The sequence below is a fragment of the Actimicrobium sp. CCI2.3 genome (genome assembly GCF_035019065.1).
In the GTDB taxonomy this organism is placed as follows: domain Bacteria; phylum Pseudomonadota; class Gammaproteobacteria; order Burkholderiales; family Burkholderiaceae_D; genus Actimicrobium.
Map to the genome: position 1 here is coordinate 44,648 of NZ_JASJWR010000001.1, position 23,487 is coordinate 68,134.

Below are 23,487 nucleotides of genomic sequence, written 5' to 3' on the forward strand. Positions count from 1 at the left end.
GCTTGAAAACATTGGCATCACAACTCTTAAGGAAACCATGAAAAAAACGGATCAACTGAACAACCGGCGGGCGGCAGGACCGGACTTGAATGCGCCGCAGCAGGTGTGGCAGAACACGCTGCTCATCGGCGCTGCCGTGCTGGTCAGTACCGTGCTGCTGCTGGTCTTGCTGGGAGTCCGGCAGGATTTGCTGGCGGTCGCCGCGCAGCCGGTCTTCGTATTGAAAGTGGTCTTTGTCGCGGCGCTGGTCCTGTCCGGAAAAATCGCCTGCAAGCATCTCTCCTTACCCGGTGCGCGTCTCGCGATGTTGCCGGTATTGATCGCGATACCCGTACTCATCATGGCCGGGATGGCGCTGCTGACACTGACGGAAGCCGCACCGGACCAGCGCGCCAGGCTGTTCTGGGGAGAGACCTGGCGCACCTGTTCACTGCTGATCGCCGGGCTGTCCTTGCCGATTTTTGTGGCGATACTCAAGGTCATGCGTGATCGGGCACCGACCCGGTTGCGACTGGCGGGTGCCGCCGCCGGCTTCACGGCCGGAGCGAGCGCAGCGGTGGTCTATTGCCTGCATTGTCCGGAAATTGCAGCACCGTTTGTCGCGTTCTGGTACGTGCTGGGCATGTTGATTCCGGCGAGTATCGGCGCATTGATCGGGCCGCTGGCTTTGCGTCGATAGGTGCACGCTGACAGGACGATGCTCTGCGTGCCACAGCTCGCCTATCAGGTGCGCCGCACACCACGTAACGGGCAGCGCAGCGTTGCTCGCAGACCTGACTGTAGTGGCATGTCTTCAGGCCCGATGTGGCATGGTCGTTTCCGGAATTCATCACCGCAGCCACCATGTCACTAAACAGGCGGTGATCATTTTTCGGTTCTTCCGAACTCATGGTTTATGAGGAATCAAACGGTGCGGGCATCACTTGAGCCGCCACATCGTGATGCATGATGTGGCGACAGGTTAGCTTCTCTGCCTAAAAATTCGGTACCAGTGAGCGAGACAATGCGTCGATTCTTACAGCCATCCGCATTGGTACCTCGAACATCGCCACTTACCAGCAGAATGCATCGATCCGGCTGCCCTGCAGGGCGAATTCTTTTTCGTCCACGGATCGTTAGCCATTCAAGTTGGGTGTGTCTGTTCGGCCTGTCTGGTACAAAAAGTTTTCGCTGCCGGGCGGATTCACCAATATTTACTTTTTATGCAATATCCGGGTTGAATTTTATACACGATTGTCTCCGTTCACTTCATAGGGAGTAGGGATTTGTACGCTAGATATTTTTTTCAGAGCGTCGTTAATTATTTTGTGTTCTTCACTGTTTAGAGTGTGTCCATGAACAAGATGTCGCAAGGCGCGCTGTAACTTTTCGGCGTCCTCTTGCGAGGCTCCGGTAGCAAGATAATCGTTTACCGTACTTTTGATTGCCTTACGCTGATCATGTTGATCTCCTGAGTCCCTTGCTTTCATTAATGAGCTAGCGTCTTCCAAGCCTTTTCCCGCAAGGCCTGGTACGTTTATGACAGGAATCATTCGGGCTGGCTTTGTATCAGGTTCATGTGCCCCTATTTCAGAGTCATCACCGAAGGGTATTGGCTTGTTGCCCCAGGTATCATCAAGCTTTAGTGGCCCTCCGCCGAACTGTCGACAGCTGATTTCAGTCTGTTTTCCTGCATTGATTTCTTCGTTGAGGTTGGAGGTGATCTGTTTAGCAGTCTCACTAAGTGTTTTATGGTTGTGTGTGCCTTTTCCTGCATTGATTTCTTCGTTGAGGTTGGCGGTCATCTGTTCAGCTGTCTGGTTGAGTGTGCCTTTGTAGTTGGTAACTTTAGAAATAGCCATGATTAATCCTTAAAGTAGTGGAGGTGTCTGATAACTGACAATCAAGATTGATTTCGGGGCAGGCCAGAATGATCTGCTTGTATCTCAGTGGCATGTTCAAACTAAAACGTTCCTTTTTAACGAAGGGCTTTTAAAAGGCAAGAACCGGCTAATGGCCAAGAGCTGCGTGGCGTCGGTACCCTCCCGTCGAAGGCAACAGCACCCACCCCCACCTCATTGGATACAAACATCACCATTCCTGTAAGACCGCATCCGAGCCGCAAAATCCGTGATCCGTTGCAGCCCAACCGTTAACATTCCGAACGTCTTTCGCCATCACCCTTGCGTCCCATGATGCAGGCCACTTGCCTCTCGTCACGATCAACGTCTGTCTCGCAATCCATCGACTGGACGTGAATCATCTGGCAATCGCGCCCTGCGCTGGCTATCCTTACGCACTCATCCCTATCAAACCGATGCATCTGCCGGAGATTTCCCGTGAATAAACGCCACTTCCTCGCCGCTGCCGGACTCGGTCTCGCCACCGCGCGCGGTGTCGCCACGCCGTTGAACACACCAGCGATGATGACCGGTCCGACCTTGCTGACATTGACCGGAACAATCGGTGCAGGTAATCGCGGTCCGCTTGATCCGGCACTTGACCAGTTGATGAAAAAGCAGGGCGTTGCGTTTGACCGTGCCCATACGTTTGACTTCGCCGCGCTGCGTGCTTTGCCGTCCATCACGATCAAGCCCACGCTCGAATATGACGGCAAAGTCCACGTGCTGGGTGGACCGTTGCTGGCCGACGTACTCCATGCTGCGGGGGCGACGACCACTGGCCAGGGCCGCGTGTTGCTGCGCGCAATTGATGGTTACGTGGTGGCAGTCTCTTTTGCCGACATGGTGAAGTACCGCTTCATCGTCGCCACCACCCTGGATGCAAAAGCGTTACCGCTGGGCGGACTCGGACCACTCTGGGCCGTGTATGACGCGGACCGTTTTCCGGACAAGGCGGCAAGGCCGCTGGCCGAACGGTTTACGTTGTGCCCGTGGGCGGTGTATCACATCGCTGTGCAGGGAGTCTGATGCCGTAACAGGTGATCGGTGTCGACCTGCGCGGTCCTTGTTTTCTCTCAAGATCACCAGCGCGGAGGGATGCACACTTGGCCTTTCAGATGCGTGCAAAAGCCATCCGGTTTTGCCGTCGCTCACAAGGAGAAAGCCATGCGTCGGACCGCACTCGTCACAGGGGGAACACGCGGTATCGGGAAAGCCATTGCCATGGCACTGCATGAGGCAGGACATCAGGTTGCTGCTGTTTATCACAGCAATGCCGGTGCAGCACAGGCGTTTTCCAACGAGACATCGATCCCGGTCTATCAGTGGGATGTGGCGGATTTTGACCAGTGCCGAGCGGGTGTCGCCCGGGTTGAACTGCAACTGGGTCCTATCGATATCCTCGTCAACAACGCCGGCATCGCCAGCGACGCGGTGTTGCACCGCATGACACCGCAGCAGTGGTGGCGGGTCATTCATACCGACCTTGGCTCGATGTTCAACATGTGTCGCCATGTGGTTGAGGGCATGCGCGAGCGCCAATTCGGTCGCATCATCAACATCAGTTCGGTCAACGGTTAGAAGGGTCAATTTGGCCAGAGCAATTACGCCGCAGCCAAGGCCGGTGTGCTGGGTTTCACGAAGGCGCTGGCGCTCGAAGGAGCACGCAAGAACATCACGGTCAATGCAATCGCCCCGGGCTACTGCGATACCGAGATGGTCGCCGCAGTCCCGAAAGACACACTGCAAACCATCATTGGCGCCATTCCGGTCGGACGATTGGGTACCGCCGCCGATGTCGGTCGCACGGTTGTCTTTCTCGCTGCCGAGGAAGCTGGATTTATTACCGGTGCGACCATCGATGTCAACGGTGGACAGACCATGCGCTAGCGGCGCGCGCAGGCATCGTCGGGGGCCAATGCAAAACGACCCGGTTGCAGGCGCAATCGGGTCGTCAGGGCAGGGCTAGCAGATCAGGTGGTGAAGTCCGGTTGCGTCTCGCACTGGACGCTTGGCTGAACTGTTTTACACGCTAATCGGCGTGCAGGAACCGGTCATGAATCAGAACTGGTTCATCGTGTTGTCTTTACCCGATGCCTTCAGCGCTGCTTCGCCGCTGAAGTACTCCTTGTGATCGTCGCCGATGTCCGAACCCGACATGTTCTGATGCTTGACGCAAGCGATACCCTGGCGGATTTCCTTGCGCTGCACGCCGGCCACGTAGCCCAGCATGCCTTGCTCGCCGAAGTAGTCTTTGGCCAGATTGTCGGTCGACAAGGCGGCCGTGTGGTAGGTCGGCAGGGTGATCAGGTGATGGAAAATGCCGGCTTCGCGGGCTGAGTCAGCCTGGAAAGTACGGATTTTTTCATCGGCAGCCAGCGCCAGTTCGGTGGTGTCGTAGTCGACGCTCATCAGTTGGGCGCGATCGTAGGCGGACACATCTTTGCCAGCGCTTTTCATGCTGTCGAAAATTTGCTGGCGGAAGTTCAGTGTCCAGTTGAACGATGGGCTGTTGTTGTAGACCAGCTTGGCGTTGGGAATGACTTTGCGAATCGCGCTGACCATGCCGCCGATCTGGGCGATGTGCGGCTTTTCGGTTTCGATCCAGAGCAAGTCGGCACCGTTTTGCAGGGCAGTCACGCAATCGAGGACGCAACGCTCTTCGCCTGTGCCGGCGCGGAACTGGAACAGGTTGCTCGGCAAACGCTTGGGACGCACCAGCTTGCCGTCGCGTTTGATGACCACGTCACCGTTGCCCATTGTGTCAACCGAGACTTCGTCGGCGTCGAGGAACGAGTTGTACTGGTCGCCGAGGTCACCCGGCTCGCGGGTCACCGCGATTTGCTTGGTCAGGCCAGCGCCGAGCGAGTCGGTACGGGCAACGATGATGCCGTCATCGATACCCAGCTCAAGGAAGGCATAGCGAACCGCGCGGATTTTTGCGAGGAAGTCTTCGTGGGGGACGGTGACCTTGCCGTCTTGATGGCCGCACTGTTTTTCGTCGGACACCTGGTTTTCGATCTGGATGCAGCAGGCACCTGCCTCGATCAACTGCTTGGCCATCAGGTAGGTCGCTTCCGCATTGCCGAAACCGGCATCGATGTCGGCAATGATAGGAACGACATGGGTGATGAAGTTGTCGATCTGGCTCTGGATGGCTTGTTTGGCGGCACCTTCGGCATTGTCGAGCTGGCGGAACAGGCCGCCCAGTTCACGCGCATCAGCCTGGCGCAGGAAGGTGTAGAGCTCGCGGATCAGGTCGGCAACAGCGGTTTTCTCATGCATCGACTGGTCTGGCAACGGGCCGAACTCGGAGCGCAGCGCGGCAATCATCCAGCCTGACAGGTACAGATAGCGACGTTCGGTGCTGTTGAAGTGCTTCTTGATGGAGATCATCTTTTGTTGGCCGATAAAGCCGTGCCAGCATCCCAGCGACTGGGTGTACTTGGACGAATCGGCATCGTAGGCGGCCATGTCATCACGCATGATCTTGGCGGTGTACTTGGCAATGTCCAGACCGGTCTTGAAACGGTTCTGTGTCCGCATGCGCGCAGCGGACTCAGGGTTGATCGCATTCCAGGCACTACCTTCTTTATCTTTCAGGCCGGCAATGATCTTGATGTCGTCTTGGTACTGTGACATGGCATATCCTAAATAGTAAAAAGTGAGATTGAAAAAAGTAAGACTAAAAAAAGGGTCTGAACGTCCGTGCTTTCAATTTTGCTGCTCCGGGGAGCGCTGCCATGAATGCGAAGCGCGACTGCATGACAAGAATCATAACGAATTTTTTTCAAATCGACTAGGTCTTATATAAGACAGATGACTTAAATTAATCTTATTATTTTCAGTACCTTATGTTCAAGATTTTGTAATATGGGATTGATTTTCAATGAATGAAATGAGTTCGGTGATTTATTCTGGCGGGCATCGCGCAATATGAAAATGGCTTTTCGTATCGTGGTAAATGGTCGTGCAAATTAAAGATAGTCCGCGCTGATTCGCCTACGGGATACGCCGAGTGCTGGTGTCGCCGCGATTTCATGCTGATGGAAGCGACATGTTTGCTATGCTTCATGCTGTCGCTGGCCGGCGGATTCGCGTGGGCCGGCCCACCACTTTTTTATGGATCAGCAGATATGGCCTCGTTGCAAGAACAGTTTTTGAAAGCCGGTCTGGTCGACAAGAACAAAGCCAAACTGGCGAATCAGGACAAGAACAAACAGAAGAAGGTTGAACGCCGGACCGGTACGCAGAGTGTCGATGAGTCACGTGTGGCCGCTCTTGAGACACAGCGCAAGAACGCCGAACGGGCGCGTGAGCTCAATGCGCAGCGCGATGCTGCCGCGACGCAAAAAGCGATCGTCGCGCAGATTGCCCAGATGGTGCAAAAAAATCGCCAGAGCAAAGGCGCTGGCGACATTGCCTACAATTTCACCCACGGCAACAAGATCGAACGGCTCTACGTGTCGGCGACGGTCCAGTCGCATTTGATGGCCGGCCGGCTGGTGATTGTTTGTCAGGGACCGGTCGTTGAATTGGTGCCGCGAATTATTGCCGACAAGATCGCGGAGCGGGATGCCTCGATGGTCGTGCGGGTCAACAAGGCCAGCACCGAGATTGATGCCGACGATCCGTATGCAGCGTTCCAGATACCCGACGATCTGATGTGGTGATACCGGCGACGGTTTGGCGCAATCCGCATCGCTGCCTAAAAATCAGGCAGGCCTGCAAATGCCGACAGATCGTGGCGTGCGGAGGTACTCCACATGGTTATGCACAATCTTGTTCACATAAAACGGGCATAAGTCTGGCGGCAGGATTGACCGCTGCGCTACCCGTGTAAAACCTGCGGTCAGGCTGGTGCGCTGAGCAAGTTCGCTGTGCCCAGTCTGAATGTATTGGTCACCAAGGTCAGGTTGCCCGCCTGTTCACGCAGGGCTGCGGCAGCGGCAGCGGCTTCTTCCACCAGCGCGGAATTTTCCTGCGTGCCCTGGTCCATGTCGGCGATGGCGAGATTAATATGTTCGATGCCAGTCGCCTGCTCAATGCTCGATTGGGTGATGTTGCCGATGACTTCGGTGACTCGTTGCACACTCTCGACGATTTCCTGCATCGTATCGCCGGTCTGGTTGACCAGTCGCGAGCCGCGTTCGACCTGATTTACCGCGTCACCAATGAGCTCCTTGATTTCCCGTGCTGCCGATGCCGAGCGTTGTGCCAGGTTACGGACTTCGGTGGCGACGACGGCAAAGCCACGTCCCTGCTCGCCGGCAAGAGCGGCTTCGACGGCGGCATTGAGCGCCAGAATATTGGTCTGAAACGCGATGCCGTCGATGGTGCCGATGATGTCGGCAATGCGGTGCGATGCGGCGCTAATGGCCACCGTGCTGTGTACCACCTCGATGATCATCGCGCCGCCTGACGGGCCGGTTATTCGCCCGCCAGTTCGCCATGAAAGCGGGCGATCCAGCGCACCAGTTCGGCGGCCGGCATCGGCTTGGCATAGACATAACCCTGGATCTGGTCACAGCCCATTTCTGCCAGCAAGTCCAGCGTAGGCCGATCTTCGACCCCTTCGGCGATGACTTTCAAGTTGAAGTTGTGGGCCAGGTCGATGATGGTACGCACCAGCTGCGTATCCGGTACGGAGCTGCGCATGTGCCTGACGAAGAGTTTGTCGATCTTCAGTTCGCTGATCGGAAACCGGCGCAAATACGCCAGTGACGAATAGCCGGTGCCGAAGTCGTCAATGGCGAGTTCAAAGCCACGCTCGGTCAGTGCATGCATCATCTCGATGGATTGCTCGATATCGGCGATGACGGCGCTTTCGGTGATTTCAAGACCGATTACGTCGGCGCGGGTTGACCAGATGTCGAGTCCCTGCTGCAAAAACTCGGGCAGACCCGGGTCGGCCAGCGTGCCCGCTGACAGATTGATCCAGACACGTGGCAAGCCGGTCGCCGCCAACAGCGTCGTGTACTCCCGCAACACCGTATGCAGCACGTGGCGCGTCAGTTCTTTGATCATGCCGAATTGTTCGGCAATTTCGACGATCACCATCGGACTCAGTGCCGGTGCCAGATCGGCTGGCCAGCGGATCAGTGCTTCGACACTGACCACCCGCTGGGTGGCCACATCGACCTTGGGCTGGTAAGCGATGGTCAGCCGGTTTTGCGCGAGTGCACCGGTGACGGCGGCAATCAAGTCCTTGCTGTGCAGGTCGACGCCTTCGGATTCGGTGGCGACAAAAAACAGAGTACTCAGGCTGCGTGCCCGCTTGCGTGCTTCGCTGGCGGCTTGCAGCAAGCCGAGTGACGTATTTTGCGACAAGGAAGTGACCGCAATACCGATGCAGGGAGTCGCGGTGACGGTCAGCGCTCCGGCCTGCATTGGCGCTTGCAGCACGCGTCCGATATGCGTCGCTGCCAGGTGAGCGACAGTCGCCGAGGCCAGTGCCGGCAGCACGATCCATATTTCATCAGGGCTGGCCAGCGCCAGGTAATCATTGGGGCGCAAGGTGTTGCCGATGCGCTCGAGCAGCACGGTATTGATCAGCGTTGACTCAGGCAATTCCAGCGTCGCACCGATGACATCGCTGCGCGACAGGGACAGGATCAGGACCGCCAGCGTGGTCGTGCCGGGCGGATCTTGCAGATCGCGGTCCAGTCGGCGCAGCAGTGTCTGGGTGGGCGAGAGATGCCGGTTGCCGAACAGGCGAGCGGCGAAGCTGCCGGCAGCCATCAGGCCTGCCTCAGGTAAAAATCCTGCATGACGATACCCCGTGTGCACCATCAGGCAGCCCGCTGGCGATGCGTAACACCTCTGGTGCGACGTTGAAATTATGTTTCAGCATATCCAGTTCGCGCGGTGCCACCAACTTGGCCTTGGTGCTGTCGGTCAGGATCAGGATCAGCGGTTCGAGCCGGCGATACGGATTGTGCTGAATCACGATGGCCACTTCACCGCTGGATAATTCCACCAGCGATCCGACCGGAAAAATACCGATGGCCTGAACAAATTGCTCGACTAGCGGGGCAAACCAGCGTGATTCGCTTTCGGCAAACAGTTGTTTCATCGCTTCGTAGGGGGAATAGGCAGGTGCATACGGACGCGGATTGACCATCGCCGCGTAGGCATCGGCAATCGCAGCCATTTTTCCGAAGATTGTTAATGACATCCCGGGAATGCGCGCCGGATAACCGTTGCCGTCAATGCGTTCGTGGTGTTCGGCAATCGCGCTCAGGATCAGGCTCGACGTCACGCCGGTGGCCATCAACATTTCGATACCGCGATGGACATGGGTCTGCATTTCGAGGATTTCGGCATCGTCGAGTTTGCCGGGTTTGTTCAGCAGGGCGTGATCGAGTTCCATCTTGCCAAGGTCGAGCAGCAAGCCGACTGTGGCAAGGTCTGCCATGTGTTCTTGCTGGAAGCCGAGTTGTCGCCCCAGCGCGGTCAGGTAAATGGCCACCGACAAACCGTGGTGGTAGATGCCATTATTTTTGTCGCGCATCTTGGCCGCCCAGATCATCGTGCCGGGTCGACGGATCATGTTTTCAGCCAGCATGTCGGAAGCAGCTTTTAGCGCATCCATGTCGGTTTCCCGATGGGCAATCAAGTCCTGGGCAATGCGGTTCAGTGCCGCTTCCCCTTGTGCACACGCAGCGAGAGCTTGCGGCATTGCCGTGTTGGTCGCTTCCGGCAGCGGATATTTCATCAGAACGATATCGTCCGGTATGTACTCAGGACGCTGCGCAGCTGGTAACCGGCGTGCGCCCGATCGGCTGAACAGGCGGGTGATCCAGTCCGACAGGGATCGTTGCAGTTCGTGCCATCCATGCGTCAGGCGACCGGTCCGGCTGACATGATCGCCCTCGTTTTGCCGGACCTGTTCCCGGTAGTGCTGCAGGCGCTGATCGTCAGGTGCTTCTGTCACGGTGCTGCCAGCGGTGGTGTCGTAGAGTGATGCCTGGTCCAGTTCCGCCAGTGCCGCGAACAGGCTGCGACCCGGATCAATCGTGACCTGCTGGGCCAGCAGGGCGATCGTGCAGATGTCTTCAGGATCGTCGAGTAACAACCCTTCCATCGGGAATGCTGTGGCCGCCCAGCCGCAGTCGAGGTCAGCGACGTACATCCCGGTGCGCAGCGCCTCGACCGGCAAAGTCAGGCTGGACTTGAGCAGGCTGGCAGGTGAGAAAGGTGGGCTGGAAGAAAGATCGTTCAAGATCGGCAAGCCTTTTTTGTCAGTGCGTAAGTCAGTCAATAAGCGCGTTCCGGAGTTTTAAATGTTGGTTACAGAGTTTAATGCCAGATGGTTACTTCTGATGCATTTATTTGTTTGCCATCATTCGCCATCACCAGTACAGGACACCATTCACTCCTATGGAAAAACTTCTTGCTGCAGGATAATCTCGTTTTTAAATGTGATTGTCAGGCACCATGTTCGATTACTCGTTGTACAACACGCCGGAAATCCTCTCGCTACTCGCCCTGGTCCCCATCGGCACCGATCGTTATCTTGGGCAGAGTCATTTTATGGGCAGTCCGAACGTGTTCGGCGGCCAGGTACTGGGTCAGGCGTTGCATGCTGCGGCGCAGACCGTGCCGCAGCGCCGTCCGCACTCTCTGCATTCATTGTTTATCCTGCCTGGCAATCACCGGTTGCCGATTGAATTCGAGGTCGAGCGCGTTCGCGATGGTGGCAGTTTCAGTACCCGTCGCGTGGTTGCGTTCCAGGACGGCAAACGAATCTTCGTCATGTCGGCGTCGTTCCAGGATGAGGAGGTTGGGTTGTCACACCAGAAACCGATGCCGGAGGCACCTGATCCCGAAACACTGCCGTCGGCGATTGCGGGATGGAAGGAGCGCGCCAAGGCGAGCGGGCGGCAATTCGTGCCGGTTCCAGCCGATTTCCGGATGGTTGGCGGTGCCGATCTGTACGGAAATCCCTCGCGCGAAACCGGCAAGCAGGTCTGGCTGCGCGCACCGATGATGTTGCCCGACGCGGCGCTTGTGCACGAGTCCTTGTTTGCCTATGTGTCCGATTACAGTTTTCTGGTGACCGCTTTGCAGCCGCACGGCGTGACGCTGGGTGACCCGCGCTTGCAGATCGCCAGCCTTGACCACACGATATGGTTTCATCGGCCATTCCGGATGGATCAATGGCTGCTCATTTGCATGGATAGTCCCAATGCGTCGGGCGGACGCGGGTTGGCACTTGCGTCGGTGTATGACCAAAAGGGACAGTTGGTGGTCACGATGGCGCAGGAGGGATTGATGCGCCTGCGTGAAAAAAAATGATGCACAGGGAGGGCGCGGCCAGACCGCTTACTCCCTGTCCGCTTTAACGTTCAGTCAGCTGTGTGCTTCACAACCCTTGGGCATCAGAGAGCGTGCCCGGTAAGCTTCGATGAAATCGTCGAAGCTGCCGGTTTGCTCGTTTTCCATACGGGTCTGTTCGTCGATTGATCGGCGAGCCAGTTCGTGGAACGTATCGAGCTGGGCTGGCGTCAACGGTCTGGCCCGGAATTGCGCGGCATGTGCATGGCTTTGCGCCAGCGAAAACTTCATGAACGAGTTGTCATGTGCACGCAATGCGTCGAGCACCCGGGCCGACGGGGTGCAGTCCGGATCGCGTAATTTGGCGCGCTGCATGTCGAGCGACGCATGGTGCGCACGGTCGTCACGCTGGGCATCGAGTAACGAAGCGGCAGAGGCAATCCGGTCCAGCAGTTCGACACCCCAGTCTTGCAGCGTCACTGCGGCACCATCGCGCTGCAGGGTCAGTCCGGGCAAGCGACCACGCTTGACGGTATCGGCAAAATTGGCCGTGTTCTCGCGGCCTTCGGATTCGCTGGTCATCGGACTGTCGTCGAGTGCGCAAAATAGCAGGAAGGCGTCCATGAAGCGCCCCGTATCGAGGTTAAGTCCCATCGCTTCAAACGGATCGACGTCGAGGCAGCGCACTTCGATGTATTGCACGCCGCGAGCACACAACGCTTCGACCGGACGTTCGCCACTGTTGATGACGCGCTTTGGCCGGATCGTCGAGTAATACTCGTTTTCGATCTGCAGCACATTGGTACTGATCTGAATCCATTCGCCATTGCTGTCACGCCGGGTACCCAGCGCGACATACTCCGAGAACGGTTGTTTGACTGCCTGCACCAGATTCTGCATGTAGCTGGCCAGGTCGTTATAAGGCGGTATCAGCCCGGCCTGCGCGTCGTTCTGGTAGCCGAGATCGCTCATGCGCAGGCTGGTCGCATACGGGAGGTAGAGCGTGTCGTCGGACAGCACGTCGAGCTGGTGCGGTTTGCCGCGCAGGAAGTCGCTGGCCAATGCGGGCGAGGCACCGAACAGATACATCAGCAGCCAGCTGTAGCGTCGAAAATTGCGGATCAGGGCAATGTAGCTTTCGGACTGGTACTCGGTGGCCGAACCCGGTGACTGTTCGGCTGCCTGCAGCAGTGGCCAGATCGATTCCGACAACGAAAAATTGTAGTGAATGCCCGCGATGCACTGCATCGGTTTGCCATAGCGCAGCGCCAATCCGCGCCGGTACACATGCTTGAGCATGCCGATGTGCGACGTGCCATACCAGGCGATCGGTATCGTTGCTTCATCGGGAAGATGGCATGGCATCGACTCGCTCCACAGCAGCTCGTCGTTATTGACTGCATAAAAATAGCGATGCGCGGTGTCGAGCTCGGCGAGTGCATCGGCAATGTCATGTTCGGCCGGCGTGATGAACTCAAGCAGCGATTCGGAATAATCAGTGGTAATCGTCGGATGGGTGAGCGCCGCGCCGAGGGCGATCGGGTGCGGCGTCAATGCCAGCGCTCCGGTCGCGTCTACCCGCAAGGTTTCCCGTTCGATGCCGCGCCGGCCCTGTGACAGCAATGCGCGATGTGCATCAGTCGACAGCAATGCCAGCCGTTGGTGAAAAAGATCGCTCAATGGGATTTCCTTAAAATCGTAGGCGCTGCCGATCCGGCGCGCCGTGGTCGCAGAGAATAACCGAAATCAGTGTCTCAGGTTTTGGCTGCGGTTTTGGCTGCAATGTGTGCGGCATCCAAAAAAAAGCCCGCACACCAATCGGTGTACGGGCAAAACCCTAGGAAACGCTAGCGAGAGTGTAAGGCGCAAGGATGACCGGTTAATGACATCACCAGTGCAGGCTTCAGCTACACTATTTGCTCAAAAAAGTTCTGCTGCGAGTTTCCGGGACCCACGATGCCAGATATTGACTCATCAATGCCTTCAGTTCTTAACGCCGAGGCCGCGGATCTGGTCCGGTTGCTGGTCGCCGGACTGGACGAACAGGCGCTGATCACCCTCGATGCCAGCGGACTGATCGTCAGCTGGAACCGGGGTGCCGAGTTGCTGACCGGTTACTGCAACAACGAAATTCTGGGGCGGCATGTCAGTTGCCTCTATCCGCCGCGCCATATCGCCGGCGGCGCTCCCGAATCCGATCTCAAGCAAGCTCGCTGTCGAGAAAAATTCTGCCACGAGGGCTGGCGCATGCGTAAAAACGGCGCACCCGTCCGGGTCAGCATCACGCTGCGCAGATTAGTCAACGTCCGCCATGAAGTGCTTGGTTACGGCCTGATTCTGCGCGATGCGGCCGAAGACGGATCGGCAATCCCTGCCGCCGTTGCCGGTACAACCAGTATGCTGGTTCAGGCAGTCACGATGCTGCAAACGGAAGTGACCGAGCGACGGCGCATCGAGCATGAACTGTTGCAGTTGCAAAGCTTGTTGCGCGAACTGGCCGCGCACCAGGATCAGATCAAGGAGGACGAGCGCAAGCGCATCGCCCGTGAAATCCATGACGAACTGGGCCAGAACCTGCTGGCCTTGCGGCTCGATGTGTCGATGCTGATGGCCCGTTGCGCCAGCCGTCATCCGCATCTGGGTCAGAAAGCCGTTGCCGCGCTGGGCCAGATCGACGCGATCATGAGCTCGGTACGCGCCATCATCAACAACCTGCGGCCAGGAGTGCTCGATTTCGGTCTGCAGGCAGCGATCGAATGGCAAGTCAGGGAGTTTCAGCGCCGCAGTCTGGTGGTGTGCGAGCTGCATGTCGATCACACGGAATTTGAACTGGATGACCATCGGGCTACGGCGCTGTTTCGTATCCTGCAAGAATCGCTCACCAATATCAATCGGCATTCGCAGGCCAGCCGGGTCAGCATCGCACTCAAGCGAAGTGGCAATAAGCTGTCGTTATCGATTACCGACAATGGCATCGGCGTGCGTCCCGGTTGCCGACGCAAGGCTAACTCGTTCGGGCTGGTCGGTATTGCCGAGCGCATCCATTACCTCAACGGTGAACTGACCATCGACAGCACGCGCGGACGCGGCACGACGCTGCGGATGACCATTCCGATCCTGCCTGAGGAGGAGTGACAGCTAGTCGATCCCGCCGACGTTGATCTGCCTCATGCTGGCACCGCCAGCCGGATGCTACACACGATAAGGACGATATGGCATCGTCGTTATCTGGAAGGGGAGTGGCATGCCTGATGGGATCGACACCGGCACCGGACTGACCCGCGAAGTCGTGCAGCAGCGCCTGCGCGATGGCGGCTACAACGAGTTACCCGCTGCGCGACCGCGCTCGCTGCTGGCGATCGCCTGGACCATTTTGCGTGAGCCGATGTTTTTGTTGCTGGTGGCCTGCGGCGGTATTTACTTGCTGCTGGGCGAGCGCGAAGACGCGGCCATCCTGCTGGGTGCGGTCGTGATCATCATGACGATGAGCTTCATGCAGGAGCGCAAAAGCGAACGGGCCATCGAGGCGTTGCGCGACTTGTCGAGCCCGCGCGCGCTGGTGCTGCGCGAGGGCCGGCAACAGCGTATCGCCGGTCGTGACGTGGTGCGTGGCGACATCCTCTTGCTCGCCGAAGGCGACCGCATACCAGCCGATGCGCAACTGTTTGCCGGACAAGGGTTGGGTATTGACGAATCGCTGCTCAGCGGCGAATCCGTCGCCGTGCGCAAAGTGCCGTGTGCCGAACTGGCCACGCAGATGGGCCAGCCCGGCGGCGATAACCAGCCTTTCCTGTATGGCGGTACGCTGGTGGTGCAGGGCACCGGCCGGGCCTGCGTGCTTGCAACCGGCAGCGCTACCGCGCTCGGGCGCATCGGTCAGACGCTGTTATCACTGGACGACGAGCGCAGCCAGTTGCAGCGCGAAACCGCGCAAGCCGTGCGGACGGTGGCGTTGTTGAGTCTGGGACTGGTACTGCTGCTGACCAGTTGGTACGGCATCACGCGCGGCGACTGGCTCAATGGCATCCTGGCCGGACTGACGCTGGCGATGGCGTTGTTGCCGGCAGAGCTGCCCCTGATCCTGACGATTTTCCTCGGACTCGGTGCCTGGCGCATCGCGCGCCAGCGCGTGCTGACACGGCGGATCTCAGCGATCGAGATGCTGGGTGCGGCAACCGTGCTGTGCGTCGACAAGACCGGCACGCTGACGCAAAACCGGATGGCGGTGGCGCAGGTTATCGTGGCCGAGGCCATCCATGTATTCGGCGAGGCGGGATTGGCGACGCCGGCGAGTTTTCCGGAAGCCTTCCACATCACGCTTGAATACGCGCTGCTGGCCAGTCATCGCGAGCCGTTCGATCCGATGGAAAAAGCCATCCGCGAGGTCGGGCTGGCAGTGCTCGACGGGACCGAACATGTCCACGATAGCTGGACACTGATCGACGAATATCCGTTGTCACCGGCGTTGCTGGCGATGTCGCGGGTCTGGCAATCGCCCGACTGCACCCAGTACGTGATCGCCGCCAAGGGGGCGCCGGAAGCCATCATCGACCTGTGTCATGTGTCCCCCGAGGCAGCACGGCGCATCACCGCCCAGGTTAATCTCGCCGCTGACAACGGCTTGCGCCTGCTGGCCGTGGCAAGGGCATCGTTCAGTGAGCATGACTTGCCGCCGATACAGCATGATTTCGATTTTGAATTTCTCGGCCTGCTGGCGCTGGCCGATCCGTTGCGACCAACCGTGCGTCCGGCGATTGCGCAATGTCACGCAGCCGGTATCCGGGTCGTGATGATCACCGGCGATTATCCGGCCACCGCGCTAAGTATCGCTGCGCAAGGCGGGCTGGACGTCTCGGCGGGTGTGCTCACCGGGGCGGAGCTCGATGGGCTTGATGACCGTCAGTTATCGGCGCGGCTGGCGCAAGTGAACGTATTTTGCCGGGTCCGGCCAGAGCAGAAACTGCGACTGGTGCAGGCATTGCGGCAACACGGCGAGATCGTGGCAATGACTGGCGACGGCGTCAACGATGCGCCAGCCCTGAAAGCAGCACATATCGGCATCGCGATGGGCGCACGCGGTACCGATGTCGCGCGCGAATCGGCGGCGCTGGTGCTGCTCGATGACGATTTCGGTGCCCTCGTCGGTGCCGTGCAACTGGGACGACGCATCGTCGACAACATCCGCAAGGCCGTGGTGTTCATCATCGCGGCGCATGTGCCGATCGCCGGCATGTCGTTATTGCCCGTGATGCTGGGCAGGCCGCTGTTGCTGCTGCCAGTGCACATCGTGTTTTTTGAATTGCTCATTGATCCGACCTGCTCGATTGTCTTCGAGGCCGAACCCGACGAAGCCAACGTGATGCAGCGCCCGCCGCGCCCCGCCGATGCACGCATTTTCGACCGGCAGCTGTTGGTGCGCGGGTTGGTTCAGGGGCTGGGTTTGCTGACGGTGCTGATGCTGATCTACCTGCTGGCCGGTGCGGCTGGTTTCACTGAAGGGCAAATCCGTGCAGTGACTTTTGCTTCGATGATTGTCGGCGACATCGGGTTGATTTTTCTGAACCGCTCGGCGTCACTGCCGTTGTCAGCGGCAGTGCGCCTGCCCAATCCGGCGTTGTGGCGGGTCGTGATCGGGGCGCTGTTACTGCTGGCGCTGGCGTTGACGATGCCTTGGTTGCAGGAGTTGTTTCATTTCAGCGTACACCTATCGTGAGAAAGTCGTGACAGTTGACCTGATAAGTCCGTCATGTCCACGCAATGTCTTTGTCGTTACGCAGTATTGTGGTGCTCATTTCAGGAGGATTTATGACGACATTAAATGACCTACCGAACAAACGTGAATCGTTGAATATTCGTATCAAGCCAAAAGAGCGCAGCCTTATTGATCGTGCAGTGACGGCGCGGGGGAAAAATCGTACGGACTTTATTCTGGATGCGGCCCGACTAGCTGGTGAAGAAGTATTGATTGGTCAGGAATTGATTCTCGCTAGGCCGACAGCGCATGCGGAGTTCGTGACCATATTGGACCGTCCGCCAAATCCCAATGCACGATTGCGTAAAACCTTGCAGACATTGCCACCATGGGAGCATTCGTGACGTTGTCCGCCCCGGAGTCACTGGCAGTCCATCACGACCTGAACGGTTTTGGTTCAGATGTTGAAAGTCTGGATGTGTGGCTGAAAACAAAGGCAATGAAAAACCAATTAAACGGCGCCTCCCGTACTTTTGTTTTATGCGAGGGCGATCGAGTCGCCGCCTACTATGCGTTGACACCAAGTTCCGTTGCGGCAGGGGATGCGTCCGATCGTTTTTGCCGCAACATGCCCTCGGCCGATCATCCTGTTTCTTATTTTGCCGTCTTCCCCGCACCGCGCACCAGCACCCGCTCCATCAAATCAAACACACCCTGCGTCAGCAGCGCCAGCACCGCCGCCGGGATCGCACCGGCCAGCATCATGGTGTTGTCGTTGAGCGCCAGACCGATGGCAATGCGTTCGCCGTAGCCGCCGGCACCGATGAAGGCAGCGATGGTGGCGGTGCCAACGCTCATTACGGCAGCCGTCTTCAGACCCGCCAGGATTACCGGCAAGGCTAACGGCAAGTCAATGTGCAGCAAACGGTCGCGCCGCGACAGGCCCAGCGCCAGCGCCGCCATGCGCAATCCGGCGGGCACTTGCAGCACGCCGGTGCAGGTATTGCGCACGATGGGGAGCAGGGCATACAGGAACAGCGCAATCAGTGCCGGTACCGTGCCGATGCGACCGAGCAGCGGAATGAGCATCGCCAGCAAGGCCAGCGCCGGGATCGTTTGAAGCACGCCGACGAACGCCATCACTGCTTGTCGCAAGCGCGGCACGAACGCCGCCAGTACGCCGAGCGGGATACCAAGCAGGCTGGCACAGCCGATAGCCACCGCCACCAGCACCACATGCTGTCGTGTCAGGCGCCAGAAATTTTCTCCGAACAGCTTGTCGAGAAAGCCGTTGTGCGCAGCAGGCGCAGCCGTCGACGGCGTGACAAACTGCGTGGCCACGGCGGCAAACGATTGGCCATCGAGTTCGACTGCCGCGTTCATCGCAATCATGCGCGGGTTGTCAATGCGCCCTTCAAGTTTGCCGATGGCCGTCCAGGCGGCCGGAAAGCGCTGCGGCAAGTCAAGCCGGTACAGCAGCACCGCGTCATAGCTCGGGAAAAAATCGCGGTCATCGTCCAGCACGCGCAACCCCAGTTTGCCGATCTTGGCATCGGTCGAATAGATATCAATGACATCAACCTGTTTCGCCATCAGTGCTTCATAGGCGATGCCGTGGTCCAGTCCGGTCGGCTGTTGCGGCATGCGGTAATGCTGCGCCAGTCCGGGCCAGCCATCGACACGACCGAGGAATTCATGCGACAGACCCAGCCGCGATTGCGGCAACGCCGCCAGGTCGGTCAGCGTGGTCGGACCGCCGGACGGTGTGCCGCGCATCGCCAGCGCATAGGTATTGCTAAAGCCGAGCGGCACGCCGACGCCGAGGCCCAGCGGTGCCAGTTCGGCACGTATCTGTTCCAGCGAGGAGGGGGTGTCGTGCTTGAGGATTTCGCTATTGATGGTGCCGAGGTATTCGGCATAGACGTCGATGCTGCCGTTTTTGAGCGCATTGAACACGATGGCGGTATTGCCCAGCCCTTGCTGATGGCGCACCGGACCGACGACTGCGGCGATGCGGGTGATGATTTCGCCCAGCACATACGACTCGGTGAAACGCTTCGAGCCGACCTGCAATACAGGATCGGCGGCCCGGGCGTCGATACACGTAAGTAACAGGAAGAGGCCGAACAGGGAAGATTTCAGGGATGACATCGACAGGACTCTCGCAAAAAGGACGCGCCATTGTAGTGGCTCTGGCGCGAGTCGTGCCCACCCTGGTTAATTTTTGCCTGCCTTGAATCCCGGTCGCAAGTCATCGGCATTGGCGACGGTCTTCAGGGCTTTCGGTGCAATGTCCTGCGGTTATTGCACGCTACTTGCTACGCAGGCGTGGCGGCGTTGTCGGCGCGCGCCCAGCATGACGCCGACCAGGCCCAGTCCCATCATTGCGTAGGTGGCAGGTTCAGGTACGGCGCTGACGGTGGCTGCGGCATACGAGTGTCCCAGTTTGAGGTCGACTGCTGCCAGTCCGGCAATGGCCGGATCGATGATCAGATGCAGCGCGTTGGTTTCGACGGAGCAGGAAGTCAGCAGCGACGTGCAGGTATTGAACTGTTCATTGAGAGTCAGCATGATGCCAAGGCTGGCCAGGAGGGAACCGGTGCTACCACCTAGCGTGGTGTTTGCAACCGGGGTTGCGCCTGCAATGGTGGACAGATTGATCGAACGGTTCAGTGACGAACCGGGCAGGCTCAGTGAAGTCAGCGATATTAGCGATGACAGGTCAAGGGAAACATTGGCGAAGCTGTTCAGCGTGTTCGTACCTTGTAGCAAACCGTTGATCAAGCTGATTTGCGAGGTGCTTTGCAGCGCATCAGCAGTCAAGCCCAGGGAAAATAACGGCGTTTTCACGGTGGAGGGCGGTAAAAATAGCCCGCCAGGGAGCGTCATTGGCGGCGTTCCCGGTGTCGTGGTTGTCGTCGTCGATGACAACCCCACGCCAAGTTTGAGATCAGAGACGCCGCCATAACTGTTTACCAGGGTGCCGTTACTGAAGCTGGCAGCGGCATCGAGTAGGCTCGCCGATAAGGTTGTCGTTGCGCTGATCGCCGTCGATACCAATGGGAGCGGTGTGATCGGTAGCAGATGCGCCGGTATTGCCAGCGCGGTGGTTCCGGTCAGAGTCAGGTTCGCGACGCTACCGCTGACGCTGTAAGGCGTGCCGCTGGTCGTGCTGCCAACAGCCGCAGTCCCGCCGGTAACGGATGCAGTGTTGCCCAGAATAGTGACGCTACCCGGCAGCGAAGCCGACGCCACTGTCGTCCCAAGCAAGGTCGCGGAAAGGATCAGGCCTGCGCCGTTGCCGCTGGCCGTGTTGATGGTCGCGTCCGCGTGCGCGGCAGGCCATCCTGTCAGCAACGTTGCGGCAGTAGTAGCAATCGTCAGGTAAAGACGTCTGGACGGGATTATGGCATGCCTTTCAAGGCAACTTCGGAGTGGGCAAGAGAACTTGCAGAAATCACAAGATAGGTCAATTGCCCTCCGAGTTTCAATTACTATTTTGATAACTTATAGCAACTCTCGGTAAGGGTTTGTTAAATACTGTCAAAACGTCCGATCCTTGTCAGGGTCGACGCCAGAATCATTGGCAGACAACGGCAGAACCGACCAGGCATCGCACAGGTGATTCTTTGAATGCAATTTTATTGCACGGTCGTGCTATTCTCCTTCAACCCGTGCATGATGAGGCACGCCCGAAATAACAGGAGGAGACAGCATGGACTTGACTTACACCACTGACGACGAAGCCTTTCGGCTGATGGTCCGCAGTTATCTGGAGCAGCATTTGCCAGCCGACCTGCAGCACAAGGTGCTCAATCACAAGCGCCTGTCGAAAGACGATCTGGTGCGCTGGCACAGGATCGTCGCGCAGCAGGGCTGGGTCGGTACTGGTTGGCCGGTCGAATTTGGCGGCACCGGCTGGAGTCCTGTGCAGCGCCACATCTGGGAAGAAGAATGTGCCCATGCCGGCACGCCGCCGATATTGCCGTTTGGCGTGAACATGGTGGCACCAGTCATCATGGCCTTTGGCAACGCGGCGCAAAAAGCCCATTACCTGCCGCGTATTCTGAGTTGCGAAGACTGGTGGTGCCAGGGGTATTCGGAGCCCGGTTCCGGGTCGGACCTGGCGTCGCTGAAAACCCGTGCCGAGCGGCAGGGCGACAACTACATCGTCAATGGCCAGAAAACCTGGACCACGCTGGGCCAGCACGCCGACATGATTTTTTGTCTGGTGCGTACGGACAGCAGCGGCCGCAAGCAGGAAGGGATTTCATTCCTGCTGATCGACATGAAGTCACCCGGCATTACCGTGCGACCGATCATCACGCTTGATGAAGATCACGAAGTCAACGAGGTATTCTTCGACAACGTCTCGGTGCCGGTACACAACCTGATTGGCGAAGAGAACAAGGGCTGGACTTATGCCAAGTATTTGCTGGGCCACGAGCGGACCAATATTGCCGCTGTCGGACGTGCCAAGCGTGAAATGGTTTTCCTCAAGCGGATCGCGCTGGATCAACAAAAAAATGGCGCGCCACTACTCGACGACGCCGTGTTTGCCGCCAAGGTGGCCTCGCTGGAAATCGAATTGATGGCGCTGGAAGTGACCGTACTGCGCGTCATCTCGCTCGACAATGCCAAACGCGGACCCGGCCCGGAAGCGTCGATGCTGAAGATCAAGGGAACAGAAGTCCAGCAAGCGCTGACCGAACTGATGCTCGAAGCGGTCGGGCCGTACGGCTTGCCGTTCGATCCCGCTTTTCTGGAAGGCAGCAGTGAGCACAGCCTGGCCGAGGATGACGACGCGGCACCACTGGCGTCGTATTACTTCAATTACCGCAAGACCTCGATCTACGGTGGCTCGAACGAAATTCAGAAAAACATCATCACCCAAATGATTCTGGGACTGTGAGGACGACATGGACTTTACCTTTACGCAAGAACAGCAGCAATTCTCCGATGCCCTGCGCCGCTGGGTCGACAAGGACTACACGTTTGATCAGCGCAAAAAAATCGTACTGTCCGACAGCGGTACCTCGGACATTGCCTGGACCACGCTCACCGAATTAGGCATGACCGCGTTGCCGATCGCCGAAGAGCAGGGCGGCTTCAACGGTTCGGCCATCGACATGCAGGTGGTCATGCATGAAATCGGTCGTGGACTGGTGATAGAACCCTACTGGTCGACGATGCTGGGGGCGCAATTCCTGACACTGGCCGGTGGTCATGACGAGTTGCTGGAACAGGTCGCCGCTGGTGCCCTGAAACTGGCGTGCGCGCTGGGCGAGAAGCAGTCCCGTTATGACCTGTTCGACATCGCGACGACTGCCACCGCGCAAGGCGATGGCTTTGTTCTCAATGGCACCAAGACGGTGGTGATCCACGGCGCGCAGGCGGGCATGCTGATTGTCTCGGCACGCAGCAGCGGGTCACGACGCGATACGGCAGGGATTGCCTTGTTCGTGCTGCCAGCCACCACGCCCGGTGTCGTGCTGCGCGACTACCGCACCATCGATTGCCAGCGCGCTGCCGACATCACGTTCACCGATGTGGCGCTGCCGGCCAGTGCGTTGCTCGGTGCGTCGGACGCGGGTTGGGACATCCTCGATGCGGCAACCGATTACGGCATCACGTTGCTGTGTGCCGAAGCTGTCGGCGTGATGGAGTCGCTCAATCAGGCTACTCTGGAATATTTGAAAACTCGGCAGCAGTTCGGCGTACCGATTGGTAAATTCCAGGCCTTGCAGCATCGCATGGCCGACATGTTCATGCACCTCGAACAAGCGCGTTCGATGGCGACGCTAGCTGCCGTCAAGGTGACATCAACGGACCCGGTGGAGCGTCGCCGGACTGTTTCTGCTGCCAAGGCGCGCATCTGCCAGGCCATGAAATATGTGGGTCAGCAAGCGGTTCAGCTGCACGGTGGCATGGGCGTCACCAACGAACTGCCGGCTGCGCATCACTTCAAGCGACTGAGCATCATCGAGCTGACGCTCGGTGATACCGATCATCACCTGGCAAGGTTTATCGCCCAGCCGGGGTTTCGGCAGGCGGCGTGAGATAGTCGTGAGGTACGCGGTGCAATAACCGAAGGGCATTGCACCGCAAGCACCCACAATACGCCAAACCCGATTCACCTGATCCGCCACCTTTTCAAACAAAGGACCACGCTCATGACCCAACCCACCTGGTGCTACGAAGACTTCACCGCAGGCCATTGTTTTGAAGTCGGCAGCATCACCGTCGACGCGGCCGAAGTCCATGACTTCGCGACCCGCTATGATCCGCAACCGTTCCATATTGATCCCGACGCTGCCGAAAAATCCATCTTCGGCGGCGTCATCGCCAGCGGCTGGCACACCTGCGGCATGATGATGCGGTTGGTGGTTGATGGCTATCTGCGCGACTCCTCCAGCATGGGCTCACCGGGTATCGATGAAGTGCGCTGGCTCAAGCCGGTACGTCCAGGCGATACACTACGCGTCACGAGCACCGTTCTCGACGTCGTGCCATCGAAAAGCAAACCCGATCGCGGTGTCGTCAACTCGCTCTGGGAAGCGCACAACCAGCATGGCGAGCTGGCCGCGACCATCAAGGGACGCGGTTTGTTCATGCGTCGATTACCCTGAATTTTTT

General features: G+C 58.2%; 17 protein-coding genes and 2 pseudogenes. 11 read left to right on the forward strand and 8 right to left on the reverse strand.

The window, feature by feature from the left end:
- The first annotated feature begins 37 nt into the window (after positions 1-37).
- Positions 38-679, forward strand: a complete 642-nt coding sequence (locus QN370_RS00210; protein ID WP_322127556.1) for a DUF1109 domain-containing protein — start codon at positions 38-40, stop codon at positions 677-679.
- A gap of 544 nt (positions 680-1,223) precedes the next feature.
- Here the strand turns inward: QN370_RS00210 and QN370_RS00215 are convergent.
- The gene (locus tag QN370_RS00215) at positions 1,224-1,841 is read right to left on the reverse strand and encodes a hypothetical protein (protein ID WP_323581651.1); all 618 of its coding nucleotides are present in this window, start codon (positions 1,839-1,841) and stop codon (positions 1,224-1,226) included.
- A gap of 477 nt (positions 1,842-2,318) precedes the next feature.
- Here QN370_RS00215 and QN370_RS00220 point away from each other — a divergent pair, with 477 nt between their 5' ends.
- Both QN370_RS00220 and phbB read left to right on the forward strand, forming a co-directional pair.
- A complete protein-coding gene (locus QN370_RS00220) occupies positions 2,319-2,909 on the forward strand; it encodes a molybdopterin-dependent oxidoreductase (RefSeq protein WP_322127554.1) in 591 nt (196 codons plus the stop codon).
- Positions 2,910-3,047: 138 nt separating this feature from the next.
- Positions 3,048-3,770: pseudogene (gene phbB, locus QN370_RS00225) on the forward strand (acetoacetyl-CoA reductase).
- Between the two features lie 171 nt (positions 3,771-3,941).
- Here phbB and QN370_RS00230 read toward each other — a convergent pair.
- Positions 3,942-5,522, reverse strand: a complete 1,581-nt coding sequence (locus QN370_RS00230; protein ID WP_322127553.1) for an isocitrate lyase — start codon at positions 5,520-5,522, stop codon at positions 3,942-3,944.
- 494 nt (positions 5,523-6,016) lie between these two features.
- On the opposite strand from QN370_RS00230, the gene QN370_RS00235 reads away from it, so the two are divergent.
- The gene (locus tag QN370_RS00235; RefSeq protein WP_322127552.1) at positions 6,017-6,553 is read left to right on the forward strand and encodes a DUF2058 domain-containing protein; all 537 of its coding nucleotides are present in this window, start codon (positions 6,017-6,019) and stop codon (positions 6,551-6,553) included.
- 179 nt (positions 6,554-6,732) lie between these two features.
- Here the strand turns inward: QN370_RS00235 and QN370_RS00240 are convergent.
- From QN370_RS00240 to QN370_RS00250, 3 genes and pseudogenes are all read right to left on the reverse strand, one after another.
- A pseudogene (locus QN370_RS00240) lies at positions 6,733-7,299 on the reverse strand (methyl-accepting chemotaxis protein); the annotation flags it as partial.
- Between the two features lie 11 nt (positions 7,300-7,310).
- Positions 7,311-8,621 carry an EAL domain-containing protein gene (locus tag QN370_RS00245; protein ID WP_322127551.1) on the reverse strand — a complete coding sequence of 437 codons (1,311 nt, stop codon included), beginning with the start codon at positions 8,619-8,621 and terminating at the stop codon, positions 7,311-7,313.
- Between the two features lie 10 nt (positions 8,622-8,631).
- Positions 8,632-10,143, reverse strand: coding sequence for an HD-GYP domain-containing protein (locus QN370_RS00250; protein WP_322127550.1), 1,512 nt, complete (start codon positions 10,141-10,143; stop codon positions 8,632-8,634).
- 176 nt (positions 10,144-10,319) lie between these two features.
- Between QN370_RS00250 and QN370_RS00255 the strand changes: the two genes are divergently transcribed.
- Entirely contained in the window at positions 10,320-11,180 is an 861-nt protein-coding gene (locus tag QN370_RS00255) for an acyl-CoA thioesterase II (RefSeq protein ID WP_322127549.1), read from the forward strand.
- A 54-nt stretch (positions 11,181-11,234) separates the two neighbouring features.
- Here QN370_RS00255 and gshA read toward each other — a convergent pair whose 3' ends face one another.
- On the reverse strand, positions 11,235-12,839 hold the full coding sequence (gene gshA, locus QN370_RS00260) for a glutamate--cysteine ligase (RefSeq protein ID WP_322127548.1): 1,605 nt from the start codon (positions 12,837-12,839) through the stop codon (positions 11,235-11,237).
- Between the two features lie 297 nt (positions 12,840-13,136).
- Between gshA and QN370_RS00265 the strand changes: the two genes are divergently transcribed.
- The 3 genes from QN370_RS00265 (at position 13,137) to QN370_RS00275 (ending at position 17,255) form a co-directional block, all read left to right on the forward strand.
- Positions 13,137-14,294 (forward strand): histidine kinase, encoded by a 1,158-nt coding sequence (locus tag QN370_RS00265; protein ID WP_322127547.1) that lies wholly within the window; start codon positions 13,137-13,139, stop codon positions 14,292-14,294.
- Positions 14,295-14,403: 109 nt separating this feature from the next.
- Positions 14,404-16,872, forward strand: coding sequence for a cation-translocating P-type ATPase (locus QN370_RS00270; RefSeq protein ID WP_322127546.1), 2,469 nt, complete (start codon positions 14,404-14,406; stop codon positions 16,870-16,872).
- Positions 16,873-16,964: 92 nt separating this feature from the next.
- Complete coding sequence (locus QN370_RS00275) at positions 16,965-17,255, forward strand: DUF1778 domain-containing protein (protein WP_322127545.1); 291 nt, start codon at positions 16,965-16,967, stop codon at positions 17,253-17,255.
- Between the two features lie 250 nt (positions 17,256-17,505).
- Here the strand turns inward: QN370_RS00275 and QN370_RS00280 are convergent, their stop codons facing one another.
- Together QN370_RS00280 and QN370_RS00285 are read right to left on the reverse strand one after the other, a co-directional pair.
- A complete protein-coding gene (locus QN370_RS00280; protein ID WP_322127544.1) occupies positions 17,506-19,002 on the reverse strand; it encodes a glycine betaine ABC transporter substrate-binding protein in 1,497 nt (498 codons plus the stop codon).
- A 150-nt stretch (positions 19,003-19,152) separates the two neighbouring features.
- Entirely contained in the window at positions 19,153-20,208 is a 1,056-nt protein-coding gene (locus tag QN370_RS00285) for a PEP-CTERM sorting domain-containing protein (protein ID WP_322127543.1), read from the reverse strand.
- A 358-nt stretch (positions 20,209-20,566) separates the two neighbouring features.
- Between QN370_RS00285 and QN370_RS00290 the strand changes: the two genes are divergently transcribed.
- The 3 genes from QN370_RS00290 (at position 20,567) to QN370_RS00300 (ending at position 23,480) form a co-directional block, all read left to right on the forward strand.
- Positions 20,567-21,763, forward strand: a complete 1,197-nt coding sequence (locus QN370_RS00290; protein WP_322127542.1) for an acyl-CoA dehydrogenase family protein — start codon at positions 20,567-20,569, stop codon at positions 21,761-21,763.
- Between the two features lie 7 nt (positions 21,764-21,770).
- Positions 21,771-22,910, forward strand: a complete 1,140-nt coding sequence (locus QN370_RS00295) for an acyl-CoA dehydrogenase family protein (RefSeq protein ID WP_322127541.1) — start codon at positions 21,771-21,773, stop codon at positions 22,908-22,910.
- Positions 22,911-23,024: 114 nt separating this feature from the next.
- Positions 23,025-23,480 (forward strand): MaoC family dehydratase, encoded by a 456-nt coding sequence (locus QN370_RS00300; RefSeq protein WP_322127540.1) that lies wholly within the window; start codon positions 23,025-23,027, stop codon positions 23,478-23,480.
- Positions 23,481-23,487: the final 7 nt, after the last annotated feature.